Source organism: Catenuloplanes sp. NPDC051500, assembly GCF_044454585.1.
In the GTDB taxonomy this organism is placed as follows: domain Bacteria; phylum Actinomycetota; class Actinomycetes; order Mycobacteriales; family Micromonosporaceae; genus Catenuloplanes.
Genome location: NZ_JBITDX010000005.1, coordinates 317,369 through 331,468, shown reverse-complemented (window position 1 = coordinate 331,468; position 14,100 = coordinate 317,369). Strand labels below are relative to the sequence as shown.

The 14,100-nt window shown below is 71.0% G+C and carries 15 protein-coding genes; 5 read left to right on the top strand and 10 right to left on the bottom strand.

Features of this window, described 5'->3' with window-relative positions:
* Positions 1-127: 127 nt before the first annotated feature.
* Both ACIA8K_RS13405 and ACIA8K_RS13400 read right to left on the bottom strand, forming a co-directional pair.
* The gene (locus ACIA8K_RS13405) at positions 128-568 is read right to left on the bottom strand and encodes a preprotein translocase subunit TatB (protein ID WP_396058345.1); all 441 of its coding nucleotides are present in this window, start codon (positions 566-568) and stop codon (positions 128-130) included.
* Between the two features lie 73 nt (positions 569-641).
* Complete coding sequence (locus ACIA8K_RS13400; protein ID WP_396058343.1) at positions 642-1,910, bottom strand: S1C family serine protease; 1,269 nt, start codon at positions 1,908-1,910, stop codon at positions 642-644.
* Between the two features lie 301 nt (positions 1,911-2,211).
* On the opposite strand from ACIA8K_RS13400, the gene ACIA8K_RS13395 reads away from it, so the two are divergent.
* Positions 2,212-2,826 (top strand): O-methyltransferase, encoded by a 615-nt coding sequence (locus tag ACIA8K_RS13395; RefSeq protein ID WP_396058341.1) that lies wholly within the window; start codon positions 2,212-2,214, stop codon positions 2,824-2,826.
* Here the strand turns inward: ACIA8K_RS13395 and ACIA8K_RS13390 are convergent.
* The gene (locus tag ACIA8K_RS13390; RefSeq protein ID WP_396058339.1) at positions 2,810-4,300 is read right to left on the bottom strand and encodes a leucyl aminopeptidase family protein; all 1,491 of its coding nucleotides are present in this window, start codon (positions 4,298-4,300) and stop codon (positions 2,810-2,812) included. The genes ACIA8K_RS13395 and ACIA8K_RS13390 overlap by 17 nt on opposite strands.
* A 108-nt stretch (positions 4,301-4,408) precedes the next feature.
* On the bottom strand, positions 4,409-4,576 hold the full coding sequence (locus tag ACIA8K_RS13385) for a DUF3117 domain-containing protein (RefSeq protein ID WP_007455245.1): 168 nt from the start codon (positions 4,574-4,576) through the stop codon (positions 4,409-4,411).
* Between the two features lie 281 nt (positions 4,577-4,857).
* Here ACIA8K_RS13385 and ACIA8K_RS13380 point away from each other — a divergent pair, with 281 nt between their 5' ends.
* A complete protein-coding gene (locus ACIA8K_RS13380; RefSeq protein WP_396058333.1) occupies positions 4,858-5,664 on the top strand; it encodes a PaaX family transcriptional regulator C-terminal domain-containing protein in 807 nt (268 codons plus the stop codon).
* A 53-nt stretch (positions 5,665-5,717) separates the two neighbouring features.
* Entirely contained in the window at positions 5,718-6,509 is a 792-nt protein-coding gene (locus ACIA8K_RS13375) for an enoyl-CoA hydratase-related protein (RefSeq protein WP_396058331.1), read from the top strand.
* An 894-nt stretch (positions 6,510-7,403) separates the two neighbouring features.
* On the opposite strand, the gene ACIA8K_RS13370 is transcribed toward ACIA8K_RS13375, so the two are convergent.
* From ACIA8K_RS13370 to ndhC, 5 genes are all read right to left on the bottom strand, one after another.
* A complete protein-coding gene (locus ACIA8K_RS13370) occupies positions 7,404-7,964 on the bottom strand; it encodes a hypothetical protein (RefSeq protein ID WP_396058329.1) in 561 nt (186 codons plus the stop codon).
* 85 nt (positions 7,965-8,049) lie between these two features.
* The gene (locus ACIA8K_RS13365) at positions 8,050-8,616 is read right to left on the bottom strand and encodes a DNA-3-methyladenine glycosylase I (protein ID WP_396058327.1); all 567 of its coding nucleotides are present in this window, start codon (positions 8,614-8,616) and stop codon (positions 8,050-8,052) included.
* A gap of 33 nt (positions 8,617-8,649) precedes the next feature.
* Positions 8,650-9,147: an SRPBCC family protein gene (locus tag ACIA8K_RS13360; protein WP_396058325.1), complete on the bottom strand. Its 498-nt coding sequence runs from the start codon at positions 9,145-9,147 to the stop codon at positions 8,650-8,652.
* Positions 9,144-9,647 carry a DivIVA domain-containing protein gene (locus ACIA8K_RS13355; protein ID WP_396058323.1) on the bottom strand — a complete coding sequence of 168 codons (504 nt, stop codon included), beginning with the start codon at positions 9,645-9,647 and terminating at the stop codon, positions 9,144-9,146. Before ACIA8K_RS13355 ends, ACIA8K_RS13360 begins: the two co-directional genes overlap by 4 nt.
* A 53-nt stretch (positions 9,648-9,700) precedes the next feature.
* Entirely contained in the window at positions 9,701-10,078 is a 378-nt protein-coding gene (gene ndhC / locus ACIA8K_RS13350) for an NADH-quinone oxidoreductase subunit A (protein WP_396058321.1), read from the bottom strand.
* A 346-nt stretch (positions 10,079-10,424) separates the two neighbouring features.
* On the opposite strand from ndhC, the gene ACIA8K_RS13345 reads away from it, so the two are divergent.
* Together ACIA8K_RS13345 and ACIA8K_RS13340 are read left to right on the top strand one after the other, a co-directional pair.
* Positions 10,425-12,269, top strand: coding sequence for a 2-oxoacid:acceptor oxidoreductase subunit alpha (locus ACIA8K_RS13345; RefSeq protein WP_396058319.1), 1,845 nt, complete (start codon positions 10,425-10,427; stop codon positions 12,267-12,269).
* Positions 12,262-13,278, top strand: coding sequence for a 2-oxoacid:ferredoxin oxidoreductase subunit beta (locus ACIA8K_RS13340; RefSeq protein WP_396058317.1), 1,017 nt, complete (start codon positions 12,262-12,264; stop codon positions 13,276-13,278). The genes ACIA8K_RS13345 and ACIA8K_RS13340 overlap by 8 nt, the downstream gene beginning before the upstream one ends.
* A 43-nt stretch (positions 13,279-13,321) precedes the next feature.
* Here ACIA8K_RS13340 and ACIA8K_RS13335 read toward each other — a convergent pair whose 3' ends face one another.
* Positions 13,322-13,882: a phospholipase gene (locus ACIA8K_RS13335; RefSeq protein WP_396058315.1), complete on the bottom strand. Its 561-nt coding sequence runs from the start codon at positions 13,880-13,882 to the stop codon at positions 13,322-13,324.
* Between the last annotated feature and the right edge of the window lie 218 nt (positions 13,883-14,100).

Genomic DNA, 14,100 nt, shown 5'->3' with positions numbered 1-14,100 from the left:
TGGGGGGGGGGGGGGCGGGTGTGGTTCCGGGCATGGGGGGGGGCCCCCCCCCCTTGTGGGGTCTTAATTATACCCCCCCCCCCCCCCCCCGGGGGCCCCCCCCCCCCCCCGCTTCTGTATGGGTCTTCTAGGTCGCGTCGAAGTCGAACGTGGCCGGCTTGTTGGCCGGAGTGGCGGCGGCCGGGGCGGCAGGCGCGGCCGCGGGAGCCGGAGTGGACGCCGGACGGCGCGGGTCGACGGCGGTGGCGACGTCCTTGAACTCGTCGTTGATGCCGGACACGTCGCGCTTCACGGAGTCGACCAGGCCCTGGATCGGGTTGCGCAGCGCGGCCTCGTCCTCCTCGCTGAGCAGATGCTTGCGAATGAAGGCCTTCGGGTGCAGGTCCTCGAGCTGGATGTCGGTGCCGAGCTCGCGGCTGAGGTCGCTCGTCGCGTCCCGCGCCATGGTGCGCAGATTGCGGATCAGGCGCAGACCGTCCTGGATGACCTGCGGCAGGCGGTCACCGAAGATCAGCAGGGCGAGCAGAATCAGCGCCCCGATTTCCCACCAGTTGAGGTTCTCGAACACAGTGCCCCTCCTACGACCATCCTTGGCAAGAGTACGCACGTGCCGGGGACATTGGCAGGGGCCCGGCAGATCGTTACTGGGCGTCTGCGGCCAAGGTCACCGATGCGGTCCGGACCGTCGAACCGCGACGGTACTCCACCGTGACGACCGAGCCGGGCGCGTACTTACGGACCAGCGCTACCAGGTCGATCGCGTCGGTCAGCGGGTGGTTGTCCAGCCGGGTGACCACGTCGCCGGCGAGCAGGCCCGCGGCGGAGGCCGGGCCGTTCGCCTGCACGGTGCCAAGCCGCACGCCGCCGGTCAGCCCGTTCGGCGCGTTGCCGACTTCGGCGCCGATCACGGTCCGGCGCGCCTTGCCGGTCGCGATGATCTCCTGGCTGACGCGTTTCGCCTGGTTGATCGGGATGGCGAAGGCGATGCCGATGTTGCCGGCCATCTCCTGGTTCCCGGCCACCGACTTGATCACCGCGTTCACGCCGACCACCCGCCCGGCCGCGTCGACAAGCGGGCCGCCGGAGTTGCCCTGGTTGACTGCCGCGTCGGTCTGGATGGCCGCGTAGTAGCGCACCTGGCCGCTCTGGTCCGACTGGATCGGGCGGTCGAGCGCGCTGACGATGCCCTGCGTGACAGTGCCGCTCAGCGCCAGCGGCGAGCCGAACGCAAGCAGCGGGTCACCGACCGCCACCGAGTCGGAGTCGCCCAACTCGACCGGGACCAGGCCGTCCCGGTCCACGCGCAGCACCGCGAGGTCCGACTCCGGGTCCTGGCCGACAAGTGTGGCAGGCGTCGCGGAGCCGTCCGCGAAGACCACTGACATCGCGTTCCCGGCCGCGCCCTCCACCACGTGATGGTTGGTGATCAGATAGCCGTCCTGGCTGACCACGAAGCCGGACCCGATGCCGCCCTGCGGGCCGCCGATCCGGACCGTGACCACGCTTGGGCTCACCCGTTCCGCCACGCCGGCCAGCGACTCGGGCGGGCGCACCGCGGCGGACGGCGCGGGGAACCCGCCGGGCGACGCGCTGTAGCCGCCGGTGCCACGCAGCACGAACGTGGCGCCGAGCGCGCCGCCGACCACGCCGGCCAGCAGCGCGCTGACCAGGCTGAGCAGCACGACGGGACGCCACACCCGGTCACGGGGCGCGTCCGGGTCGGTGACCGGCTCGGGGTCGCCGTCGGTGGCCGGCTCGGCGGGCAGCACGACAGCAGCAGGCGTATACGGGTTCCGCCAGGGGTCGGACATGGCGTCGGACCACCACGCGGAACCGGGCGGGGCCGTCGTGCCGTGTGCGCCCGGCTGGGGCGGAATCCCGCCGTAGGTCACGTTCGTGTGCCTCCGCATCTCGCCGGAATTCGCGCCGGCGTCACCCGTCCAGGATTACACGGATCCCGCCAGGCTCCACCCTTCCACATCCGCGAAAGCGGGGGCCTGCGGATCGGCCGGCGACGCCCGTCACAGCGGACCCGGTGGAGGCCGGTCCCGCGAGCGGCAGACATCAGCGGGAATGAGTGTCACACGGCCGGCGACCGGGGCTCGTCATGCCTGCCGGAGGTCCCCGCCTTACGCTCATACGCACGCGGGCCTTAGGAGGTGCGTCATCGCCACGGTCGCCAGATCGGCTGACACCCCCGGTGGGCAGGCCATGCAGTTCAGCGAGGGGTACGTCCCGGAGGACCTGATCCTGCAGACCGCGCGCAGCCTGGCGCACGAGGTCGGGCTCGGCGCGGTCACGCCCGGGGCCGGGGCCGCGCTGCGCCTGCTCGCCGCCGCCGGGAACGCCAAGGCGGTGGTGGAGATCGGCACCGGCATCGGGGTCAGCGGACTCTGGCTGCTGCGTGGCATGCGCCGCGACGGCGTGCTGACCACGATCGACGTGGAGAGCGAGTACCAGCGGATCGCCCGGCGGATCTTCGTGGAGAGCGGCTTCCCGTCCGGCCGGACCCGGATCATCACCGGCCGGGCGCTTGACGTGCTGCCCCGGCTCGCGGACGGCGTCTACGACCTGGTGTTCGTGGACGCCGACGTGGCCGAGTACGCGGCCTGCACGTCCGCGGCGCTGCGGCTGCTCCGGCCGGGCGGTGTGCTGGCGGTCCACAACGCGCTGGCCGGCGGGCGGATCGGCGACCCGGCCGCCCGCGACCTGGCCACCATCACGATCCGCGAGCTGGTCAAGGCGGTCCGGGAATCGGAGGACTGGGTGCCCGCGCTGCTCCCGGTCGGCGCGGGCCTGCTCTCCGCCGTCAAGCGAGCGTCGTGAGGTAACGCACAAGCGTGCGCACACCCCAGCCGGTCGCGCCCTTGGCCAGCACCCCGTCCACCCCGTCCGACCAGGACGGCGGGGACATGTCCAGGTGCACCCAGCGGTCCCGGAGGTCGCCGGTGAACTCGCGCAGGTACAGCGCGGCCGAGATCGTCCCGACCGCGGTCGGCGCGCTGTAGAGGTCCGCGATGTCGCTGCGCAGGCCGTCCGCGTACTCGTCGGCGAGCGGCATCCGCCAGGTGCGCTCACCCGCCGCCTCGGCCGCGTCCGCGATCGCCTTCGCAAGCGCGTCGTCCGGGCTGAACAGTGCGGCCATCGTCTTGCCCAGCGCCACAGCTGCCGCGCCGGTAAGCGTGGCGAGGTCGATCAGCTGGTCGGGCGCGAGCCGGTCCACCGCGTACGCCATCGCGTCCGCAAGCACCAGCCGCCCCTCGGCGTCGCTGTTCGTGGTCTCGCTTGTCAGGCCGCCGTAGTGGCGGATCACGTCGCCGGGGCGGAACGCGGAGCCGCTCACCATGTTCTCGGCGAGCGGGGCCAGCGCGGTCACCCTGACCGGCAGCCGCAGCGCCGCCGCCGCGTGCACCGCCATGATCACGGCCGCGGCGCCGCCCATGTCCTTGCGCATCAGCTTCATGAACGGGACCGGCTTGATCGAGATGCCGCCGGTGTCGAACGTGATGCCCTTGCCGACCAGCACGACGTGCGTGGTCGCGCCCTCCGGGCTCCACGCCGCCTCGACCAGCCGCGGCCCGTTCACCGAGCCGCCGCCGACCGCGAGCACGCCGCCGAAGCCCTGCTCGCGCAGCCACGCCTCGTCGCGGACCGTGATCTCCGCGCGGCCGCCGACGCCGTCCAGGCCGGGCTTGCCACCAGCGGAGGCCATCTCGCCCGCCAGCCAGGCCGGGCTCTTCACCGACGACGGCGTGTTGGTCCAGTCGCGGGCCAGGCTCGTCGCGGCCGCCACCACCGAAGCAGTGGTCAGCTCCGCGGCGAAGTCGCCACCCGCCGCAAGCGCGATCTCGGCCGGCTCCGGGCCCGCCTCGTCGAACCCGGCCGGCACGGTGAACCGGTAGGCGCCGAGGTGCAGGCCCTCCGCCAGGCCGCGCACCGCATCGCCTGTCACACCAGCCGGCAGCAGCACTGTCGCGGCCGGTGCCTTGCCCAGCGCGCGGGTCACCGCCGCCCCGGCCGCACGCCAGCCCGCCTCGTCCGCGTCACCGATCCCCACGAAAATCAATGTCCCGGGGGTACGGGATGGCCGCGGCAGAACCGCAGTGGTCCCCGCCGCACCGGTCGCCTCGGACTCGGCCAGGAACGCGGTCGCCTCCGCGCTCACCTCGGCCGGAAGCGCGGTGCCGACCTCCACCAGCTCGGCGGCGGGACCATCCTCGGCGGGCTCGGCCACCGGGCGGACCGGCAGCACCACCACGCCGGTCAGATCCGGCTCGGAGACCAGGCGGACGTTCGGCATGCTCTTCTCACATTCCACGCGTCATGCGGTCGACCACCGCGATCAACAGTGGTCGTGGCAGCAAAGACCCGCCGGTACGGGATCCCGTACCGGCGGGTGCGAAAACAATCAGCCGGCGGCGGCCTTCAGCGCGTCGCCGAGCGCATTTGCCTCGTCCGGGGTCATCTCGACGACGAGCCGCCCACCACCCTCCAGTGGAACCCGCATGACGATCCCCCGGCCTTCCTTGGTGACCTCCAGCGGACCGTCGCCCGTCCGCGGCTTCATCGCCGCCATGTTGTCTCCCCTCAGACCTACACCAGGGTCAATGGGTTGCCCCACAGCCACTTCCCATCACCGCCGGCACGCACAGCCCGCGCCGGCGACGGCCCGGCTGACCGGACGGCCCATTGCCCGTCCCGCGTCACCCGTTTGCGGGCTGGTTTCCCATCTGACCGGCCCAGCCCGCGCTGCCGACCAACGATTTTCCCTGATGAACGCCTCAAGACCCAAACCGAGGCTGCAGACTTATGACAGTCTCTAGCTTATACGTTTTTTGGCTGTCACAATGTGCGGTCATGCAGGCACGGTCTGCCCTCTTCGACCTCTATGGGGACCATCTCCGCGCCCGAGGTGGACGCGCCCCCATCGCCGCCCTGGTCAGACTGCTCGCTCCCCTCGAGATCGCCGCGCCCGCCGTGCGTACCGCCGTGTCACGCATGGTGCGGCAGGGTTGGCTGCATCCGCTCCGGCTCGCCTCCGGCCCCGGGTACCTGCTGACCCCGAAAGCCGTGCGCCGCCTGGACGACGCCGCGGTCCGGATCTACCGCACCAACCGCCCCGCGTGGGACGGGCACTTCGACTTGATCATCTTACGGCTTCCGGTCCACCGGCGGGACCGGCAGCGGCTCGCCGACACGCTCACCTACCTTGGTTACGGCGCACTCGACGAGCAGACCTGGGTGGCGCCCCGCCCAGGAGAGGACGTGGATCGCCTGATCACCGAGGCCGGCGTGAGCTACGAGCGGTTCAGTTCCACGCACAGCGGCGGCACCGCCGGGGCCAGCTCGCTCGTGCGCCGGGCCTGGGACCTGGGCGAGATAGGCAGGGCCTACGAACGGTTCGTCACCGACCTGACGCCTGTGGTCTCCGGGGTGACCTCGCGAAGCGACGACCTGGAGGCGTACGCGGCCCGGTTCCAACTCGTCCACTCCTGGCGCCAGTTCCTGTTCCGCGACCCGCAACTGCCACCGTCGCTGCTCCCGGACGGGTGGCCCGGAACGTCCGCTGCCACCTTCTTCGACCGACACGCGTCCCGGCTACGCCCCGCGGCAGACCGGTACGTCGAGCATTGTCTTGCGCAGTCCGGACGCGGCCCGGCTTGACCCCGGCCCGCACGCTGGACCCGCTCCATCCACCACAGAAAGGCCCGCGCATCGTGACCGAACCGTTGCTGATCGAGCGCTCCGAAGGCGTCCTCACCCTCGTCCTGAACCGTCCCGAGTCGATGAACTCACTGGACGTGGCACTGAAGGAGGCGCTGCGGGACACCCTCCAGGAGATCGAGACGGACCGGAGCGTCCGCGCCGTCGTGCTCACCGGCGCCGGCCGGGCCTTCTGCGTCGGCCAGGACCTGCGGGAGCACGTCGCCACGCTTGACACCCGCGGCGCCGACCCGCTCTCCACGGTCCGCGCCCACTACAACCCGATCGCCCAGCGCCTGGCGAACCTGCCCAAGCCCGTGATCGCCGCCGTCCGCGGTACCGCCGCCGGCGCCGGCGCCTCCCTGGCGATGCTTGCCGACTTCCGGATCGGCGGCCCCGCCACCACCTTCCTGATGGCCTTCGCGAACGTCGGCCTGGCCGGCGACACCGGCATCTCCTGGTCGCTCCCGCGCATCGTCGGCCACGCCAAGGCCGTCGAGCTGCTGCTCCTCGCCGAGCCGCTGCCCGCCGCCGAGGCGTACAAACTCGGCATGCTCACCCGCCTGACCGACACCGACGACCAGGTCCTGCCGGTCGCCCAGGAACTGGCCGCACGACTCGCCGCCGGCCCGACCGTCGCCTACGCCGCGATCAAACGCGAACTCTCCGTGGGTACGGCCGGCACGCTCTCGGACGCGCTCGCCGCCGAGGCCCAGGCCCAGGCGATCACCGGCGGTACGACCGACCATCGCAACGCCACCACCGCCTTCGTCAACAAAGAGAAGCCAATCTTCGAAGGCCGCTAGCCCTCTCCCGCCGCCTGACTCACTCCGCCTGGCTCAGTCCGCCTGGCTCAGTCCGCTGAGCACGCCACTGAAGCGGCCCGCTGAGCACACCCCCACCGAGCGCCCAGCCACCAGGCGAACTGACGTCGGGTGCGCTGGGCCGCCTCTTCCGGTGGCCAGCGGCAGAAGCCAACGCCGGCGGCCCTCAGCGCGGCGGCAACGCCAGCTGCCAACGCGCTAGTGGCCAACGCCGACAGCCAACGCGGGCGGCCAACGCCGGCAGCGAACGCGGGCGTCACGCCCCCTGGCCGTTCAGCGCGGCCACGCGGATGGAGACGTCCTCGGTCGGCTGAGCGACGGCCTTGGGCGGTTCAGGCTGCCAGGCGCCCTCCTGCCGGAGCCTGCCAGTTGTCTTCCTGCCGGGACGCTGGGGCACGCCTGCCGGCCGGGTTGGCGTCCGCCTTATCGCCAGGGCGGCGGCCGGCCGGCCGATCAAATCATGATCAAGTAAAGGAATCCGTCCGGCCCCCGAGTCTCTCTCCGGCCGCCTTTGCTCTGCTTACATGGGGGCAAATTTGCGCAGCACCAGCACCCAGGCGCGGCTCCAGACACGTCGGCCGCCAATAGGTAAGCAGAGCAAAGCCTGGGGAAACGGGGGCCACGAGCCCTGGTTTTATGATCTTGATTGAGACCACGACTGAGCTTCGGCTCAGCATCCGAGAGGCTGGGCAGACGGCCGCGGACGCGGGACGGACGGCAGCGAACTCAGACTCTTCGGCATAGGCCCAAAACGGTGGACACAGGCCCAGGGCGTCGGGCGTCGAGCCCAGAAACGGCCGCCGGGGCCGGAGATAGGCCGGCTCAGGGCCGATGGGCCCGGCCTTCGGGCGGGGGGCGCCGCCGGTTCGGGGAGGGTCAGTCCTCGTCCTCTTCCTCGGGGTCGAGGTTGGTCTCCTCGCCGAGGACGAAGGCCTGCATCGCCAGTTCGTCGCCGGCCGGGGAGACGAAGGCGGGGAGTTCGGCCGGGCCGAGGTCACGCACGTAGGACCAGAAGAGGCGGACGGCCTCGGCCTGGGTGGTGGCCTCGATCGGGAGGTCGACGCTGACCAGCCAGGTACGACGGTCGAGCGGCGGGCCGAAGCGGCCGACCAGGGAGGCGAACTCGTCCGGGGTGAGCCGGGTGGCCGGGCCCTCGATGCTCAGCGCGCCGGCGGGCTGCGGGTGGTCGAAGGCGCGGCGGGAGTAGACGACCTGGCGGGCGTGCGCGCCGGCGGCCGGCAGTCCGCCGATGTGGCCGACGGCGACCGCGCGGGGCTTCGGCTCGTCGGTGAGAAGCACGACCTCGTCGCCGAGCTCCGGGTGTGCGGACGCGGGAGTCTCGGCGAGCACGTCGGTGAGTTCCACGAAGTCGTGGTGGTAGAGCCGCTCCTGCTTCAGCCGCTCGTCCGGAAGCACAATCGCCCATTGCTGCACCATGGGCCCATCTCATCACGGCCCCGTGCGGCGGGAGCCGAGACCCCGGGGACACGGGGCGGGCGTCACCACGAGACGTGCGGGAGGCCTACAGCTCGACGTGGCAGCCGCGGAGGTGATCGTTGACCATGCCGGTCGCCTGCATCAACGCGTACGCGGTGGTGGGGCCGACGAAGCGGAAGCCGCGCTTCTTCAGCTCCATCGCCATCGCCGTCGACTCGGGGGTGATCGCCGGCACCTCGGCGAACGTGGCGGGGCGCGGGCGCGGCGGCGGGGCGAACGACCAGAGCAACGCGGAGAGGCCGTCCGGCAGGTCGAGGGCGGCGCGCGCGTTCGCCAGGGCGGCCTCGACCTTCAGGCGGTTGCGGACGATGCCGGCGTCGGCCATCAGGCGCGCCTCGTCGGCGGGGCCGAACTCGGCGACGCGTGCGATCGAGAAGCCGGCGAACGCGGTGCGGAACGCGGGACGCTTACGCAGGATGGTCAGCCAGGACAGCCCGGACTGGAACGCCTCAAGCGTCAGACGCTCGTAGAGCGCGTCGTCGCCGCGGACCGGACGGCCCCACTCGCCGTCGTGGTAGACGGCGTAATCGGGCGTGCTGGCGCCCCACATGCAGCGGGCGAGGCCGTCCTCGCCCACGACCAGGTCAGACATCCGGCAACCATAAGCGGGGGGTACGACAGGGACTCAGGGGAGGCGGCCGCTCTCGACCATCGTGGCGAACCGCTTCAGCGCCTGGGTGAGGCTGACCTTGGAGCCGGGCCAGAGCAGTGGCCAGGCGATCTTGCCGGCGGCGCCTGCGGGCAGGTGGAACCACTCGTGCCAGACCACCTGGGTGCTGCCGTTCTCCATCGGGGTGCAGCGCAGCACGCCTGGGCCCCGGAGCAGCCTGCCGCAGTGGACCACCCGGACCTCGTAGGGCGCGTCCACCCGGACGACGCGCATCTCGTCCTTGAGGACGGCGGGGCCGATCGCGGTGACGGCCTCGACCAGGCTGCCCTCGCCGCCGTCGCCCTCGACCACGCGGACCTTGGTGAACGGGATCCACTCGCCCTGCTTGGTCCAGGCGGTGAACGCGGCGAAGACCGTGGCGGCGGGCGCTTTGACGATCACGGTCGCGGTCACTTCACCGGTGCCGGGGGTGGCGGCCTCCCGGAGGTTTTCGGCCGGGTCGGGCTGGGTCATGCCTTCACCGTAGAGTCGGTCGCCACCGGCTCGTCGGCCTTTGCGTCAACCTCGGGCTCTGAGGGCGTACCGTCGGATTTGTCGTTGTTTTCGGATGGTGACACAGAAGGCACAGGCGACACAGCGGACTCGGGCGCGGCCGGGGCCAACGCCTCCTCCCGCGCCTTGCGGAGCGCGTCCGCGTCCTCGAGACGGCCGTCACGCAATGCGGACACCTCGGCCTCGAGCACGCCGATCAGCTCCTCCTTGTACCCGATGTCGTAGGCGGCACGGCGGAGCGCCTGGTCCACCTGGGCCATCCGGTATCCCCGCAGCGCGGTGTCGAATCGGACGTCGGCGATGTCGGCCTCCAGCAGCGGGCGGCTGCCGGGCAGCGGCACGGCACGCCCGTCCGGCTCCGCCGTCGACAACGCGGGATCGCCGCCGCTGACCAGGACCGTGACTCCGAAGATGATCGCCGCGACGACGAGCGCCGTGATGAGAGTGATGAACAGACCCATAGCGGCGATCGTGGCACGACGAACTGATCATGGCGAGACCGCCACCCCGTGCGTCAACTCCAGCGGAGGACGTTCTTGCGCCAGGCGTAGAGGATGCCAAGTGCCAGAACGGCGACAAAAACGGCCATTTCCACCACCGTGGCGGCGCCGAAACCGGGCCGGTCGAAGACCACCGCCCACGGAAACAGGAAGACGCTCTCCACCGCGAAGAGCACGTAGAGGTACGCGTAGACGTAGTAGCGGATCTGCGCCTGCGCCCAGTCGCCGCCGACCGGGTCGAGACCGCACTCGTACGGCTCGCGTTTGCCGAACGGATCGGCCGGCGCGGACGGGCGGAGCAGCCTGTTCGCCCCGAACGCGGCCACGAAGAAGAGCAAGCCGGCAAGCAGCAGCAGGCCGAGCGTGGCGTAGGAGCCCAGATATCCCTCCACGCCCGCCGAGCCTAATCGCTCGGCGGCCGGCGCACACGCACCAGCTCGGTGCCGAAGCCGGTCACGTCGCGGGCCGCCCGGCCGGGCACGGTGCATACCGGTCGATGGCCTGCTCGGCGGCACCCAGGGCCGGCGGATTCACTCACCTCGACATCGGAGGGGTTTCCGCCCTCGTCAACGCAGTTGCCGCCACGCTGGGTCATCGCCGCGACAGCCGATCGTCGCGGAAGCGACGTAGGCTCTGGTGTGGTGTGGCCTCGCCCACATCGGCTCCTGAAAGTCCGGACCCACACGGTCCGGGGCTTTGCGCGATCGAAGGGCTTTGCGGCGATCGAAGGGTGGGTCAATGAGCAAGCAGGTGCGCCGGCTGGATCGGGTGGTCATCCGCTTCGCGGGAGACTCCGGTGACGGCATGCAGCTCACCGGAGACCGGTTCACGTCGGAGACGGCGCAGCTGGGCAACGACATCTCCACGCTCCCCAACTTCCCCGCCGAGATCAGGGCGCCGGCCGGCACGCTGCCGGGCGTCTCAAGCTTCCAGGTCCACTTCGCCGACTACGACATCCTGACCCCGGGCGACGCACCTGACGTGCTTGTCGCGATGAACCCCGCCGCCCTGAAAGCGAACCTGGCGGACCTGCCCGCCGGCGCCGAGATCATCGTCAACACGGACGAGTTCAGCACACGCAGCCTTACCAAGGTGGGGTACGCGGCGAATCCGCTTGACGACGGCTCGCTCGGCCGGTTCGCGGTGCATCCGGTGGCACTCACCTCGATGACAGTGGCCGCGCTGGCCGGCACCGGCGTGTCGAAGAAGGACGCCGAACGGGCCAAGAACATGTTCGCGCTCGGGCTGCTCAGCTGGATGTACTCCCGGCCGTTCGAGTCCACGCTGCGGTTCCTGGAGCGCAAGTTCGCCGCCCGGCCGGAGCTGGTCGCGGCGAACCAGGCCGCGTTCCGCGCCGGGTGGAACTTCGGCGAGACGACCGAGGACTTCGCGGTGCGGTACGAGATCGGTCCCGCGCCGATGGCCGCCGGGACGTACCGCAACATCACCGGCAATGCGGCGCTCGCGCTCGGCCTGGTGGCCGCGGGCGTACGGGCGAAACTGCCGGTGTTCCTCGGGGCGTACCCGATCACCCCGGCGTCGGACATCCTGCACGAGCTGTCCAAGCACAAGCGGTTCGGCATCACCACCATGCAGGCCGAGGACGAGATCGCGGCGATCGGCGCCGCGCTGGGCGCCTCCTACGGCGGCGCGCTCGGCGTCACCACCACAAGCGGTCCCGGCGTGGCCCTCAAGGGCGAGACGATCTCGCTGGCAGTGGCCCTGGAGCTGCCGCTGGTCATCGTGGACGTACAGCGGGCCGGCCCGTCGACAGGCATGCCGACCAAGACCGAGCAGGCCGACCTGAACATGGCGCTGTTCGGCCGGCACGGCGAGGCACCGGTCGCGGTGGTCGCGCCGCAGTCCCCGTCGGACTGCTTCCACGCCGCGATCGAGGCGGCCCGGATCGCGCTCACCTACCGGACGCCGGTGATCCTGCTGTCCGACAACTACGTGGCGAACGGGTCGGAGCCGTGGCTGCTGCCGTCCGTCGAGTCGCTGCCGGACCTGACCGTGGAGTTCGCCTCCGCGGCCAACGCGCCGGACGGCCGCTTCCTGCCGTACCTGCGGGATCCGGAGACGATGGCCCGGCCGTGGGCGGTCCCGGGCACGCCCGGCCTGGAGCACCGGATCGGCGGGCTGGAGAAGGCGGACAAGACCGGCGACATCTCGTACGACCCGGCCAACCACGACCTGATGGTGCGGACCCGGGCGCAGCGCATCGAGTCCATCCCGGTGCCGGACCTGAACGTCGACGACCCGGACGGCGACGCCCGCGTGCTCGTACTGGGCTGGGGCTCGACGTACGGGCCGATCGGGGCGGCCTGCCGGGCACTGCGGCAGCGCGGCCTGACGATCGCGCAGGCGCACCTGCGGCACCTGCATCCGATGCCTGCCGACCTGGGCGACGTCCTCGCCCGCTACGACCGCGTGGTCATCCCGGAGATGAACCTGGGGCAGCTGCACCACGTGATCCGCGGCCGGTTCCTGATCGACGCGATCCCGTTCAACAAGGTCAACGGCCTTCCGTTCACGGCCGGCGAGCTGGAGTCCATGCTGGAGGACGTGGTGAAGAATGGTTGAGCTGCTCAAACTCACCGCGAAAGACTTCAAGTCCGACCAGGAGGTCCGCTGGTGCCCCGGCTGCGGTGACTACGCGATCCTCGCCGCCGTGCAGGGCTTCATGCCGGAGCTGAACATCCCGCGCGAGCGGATCGTCTTCATCTCCGGCATCGGCTGCTCGTCCCGCTTCCCGTACTACATGAACACGTACGGCCTGCACTCGATCCACGGCCGCGCCCCCGCGATCGCGACCGGCCTGGCCGCCAGCCGCCCCGACCTGTCCATCTGGGTGGTGACCGGCGACGGCGACGCGCTCTCCATCGGCGGCAACCACCTGATCCACGCACTGCGCCGCAACGTCAACGTGAAGATCCTGCTCTTCAACAACCGGATCTACGGGCTGACCAAGGGCCAGTACTCGCCGACCTCCGAGCTCGGCAAGATCACCAAGTCGACGCCTGTCGGCTCCGCGGACGCACCGTTCAACCCGCTGTCGCTGGCACTCGGCGCGGAGGCCGGCTTCGTGGCCCGCACCATCGACTCGGACCGCAAGCACCTGCAGTCAGTGCTCCGGGCCGCCGCCGCGCACCGGGGCTCCGCCTTCGTGGAGATCTACCAGAACTGCAACATCTTCAACGACGGAGCCTTCGAAACCCTCAAGGATGCAGGTACGCGTGACGACTACCTGATCCGGCTTGAGCACGGGCAGCCGATCACGTTCGGCGACTCGTGCGTGACCCACCCGCCCGGCGGCTTCGGCCTCTCGGTGCGGCCCACCGCATCCGCGGACCCCGGCGAGATCGTGGTGCACGATCAGACCGTGACGGATCCGGCGTACGCGTTCGCGCTGTCCCGCCTGCCCGCCCTCGACCTGCGGAACACCCCGATCGGCGTATTCCGTGCCGTCACCCGGCCGACCTACGACGAGGTGCTCCAGCAGCAGGTGGCGGACGCGCGGGCCGCATCCACCGGCACCCCTGAGGAGCAGCTGGCCGGGCTGCTGCACGCCGGCGACACCTGGACGATCTGACGCGTGTGGGGCCTCCTCGGAGGCCCCACACGTCGATCACCGCTCAGGCCGCGTTGGCTTCGGCCTTCAGCCCTTGCGCCTTCAACGTCGCCGCCTCGTCCAGATCGGACTGCTTGACCGCGGACACCGACCCGAAGACCGACACGGCCTGGTAGTAGACCCACGCCAGGCTCTGGCAGGCCGGGCGGGTCGCGGACGAGTAGGTGGCGCACTTGCGCTTCAGGTCCTCGTAGAACGCGGAGTCGAGCCGGCTCTTGTTCGCGGAGAACGTGCCGGCCGCCTTGTAGTTCCGGTACCCGAAGTCGTGCCGGTAACAGGAGAGCGTGAAGTCGAACCCGAGCGGATTGTCCGGGCTCGACGAGCAGTAGTCGGTCGACCAGTCGAACCCGTACTCGGCCCAGGCGCCCTGATTCTGCCGCGCCGAGTTCCAGGTGTTGAAGCTGGCCGCGCTGGTCTGCGTGAAGCTCGCCAGTGTCGCGGCCTTCTGCTGCGGCGTCACGGCCGCCGCGGCGGGACTCGCGATCGCCAGCACGGCCAGCAGCGCCACCAGGACGGTGCCGGCCCTCGTGAGGATGGGGAATCGAGCCGAGAGCGGAGGGAACATGGGGGCTCCTGAGCGGTAGGCCCGCGGGGTGACGCGGGGCGTCCGGCATCTCCGCCCCGGCAGCCCACCGGCTGGTTACCGGCGAGTCACCCAAGCGGGTCCTCAGTCTGCGCGAATCGTCTGACTTCAATAGAAGTGCCGGACTGAATTTTTCGCAGAGGCCGTGAAAACAACCGTCGATCCCCGCCCTCCGACGCTCTTTCCTGCCACCACCCTCA

Bases quoted from the DNA above. Each gene is read 5' to 3' on its own strand.
- ACIA8K_RS13400 (WP_396058343.1), bottom strand. From the start codon at position 1,910: ATGCGGAGGCACACGAACGTGACCTACGGCGGGATTCCGCCCCAGCCG.
- ACIA8K_RS13395 (WP_396058341.1), top strand. From the start codon at position 2,212: ATGCAGTTCAGCGAGGGGTACGTCCCGGAGGACCTGATCCTGCAGACC.
- ACIA8K_RS13390 (WP_396058339.1), bottom strand. From the start codon at position 4,300: ATGCCGAACGTCCGCCTGGTCTCCGAGCCGGATCTGACCGGCGTGGTG.
- ACIA8K_RS13385 (WP_007455245.1), bottom strand. From the start codon at position 4,576: ATGGCGGCGATGAAGCCGCGGACGGGCGACGGTCCGCTGGAGGTCACC.
- ACIA8K_RS13380 (WP_396058333.1), top strand. From the start codon at position 4,858: ATGCAGGCACGGTCTGCCCTCTTCGACCTCTATGGGGACCATCTCCGC.
- ACIA8K_RS13370 (WP_396058329.1), bottom strand. From the start codon at position 7,964: ATGGTGCAGCAATGGGCGATTGTGCTTCCGGACGAGCGGCTGAAGCAG.
- ACIA8K_RS13365 (WP_396058327.1), bottom strand. From the start codon at position 8,616: ATGTCTGACCTGGTCGTGGGCGAGGACGGCCTCGCCCGCTGCATGTGG.
- ACIA8K_RS13360 (WP_396058325.1), bottom strand. From the start codon at position 9,147: ATGACCCAGCCCGACCCGGCCGAAAACCTCCGGGAGGCCGCCACCCCC.
- ACIA8K_RS13355 (WP_396058323.1), bottom strand. From the start codon at position 9,647: ATGGGTCTGTTCATCACTCTCATCACGGCGCTCGTCGTCGCGGCGATC.
- ACIA8K_RS13345 (WP_396058319.1), top strand. From the start codon at position 10,425: ATGAGCAAGCAGGTGCGCCGGCTGGATCGGGTGGTCATCCGCTTCGCG.
- ACIA8K_RS13340 (WP_396058317.1), top strand. From the start codon at position 12,262: ATGGTTGAGCTGCTCAAACTCACCGCGAAAGACTTCAAGTCCGACCAG.
- ACIA8K_RS13335 (WP_396058315.1), bottom strand. From the start codon at position 13,882: ATGTTCCCTCCGCTCTCGGCTCGATTCCCCATCCTCACGAGGGCCGGC.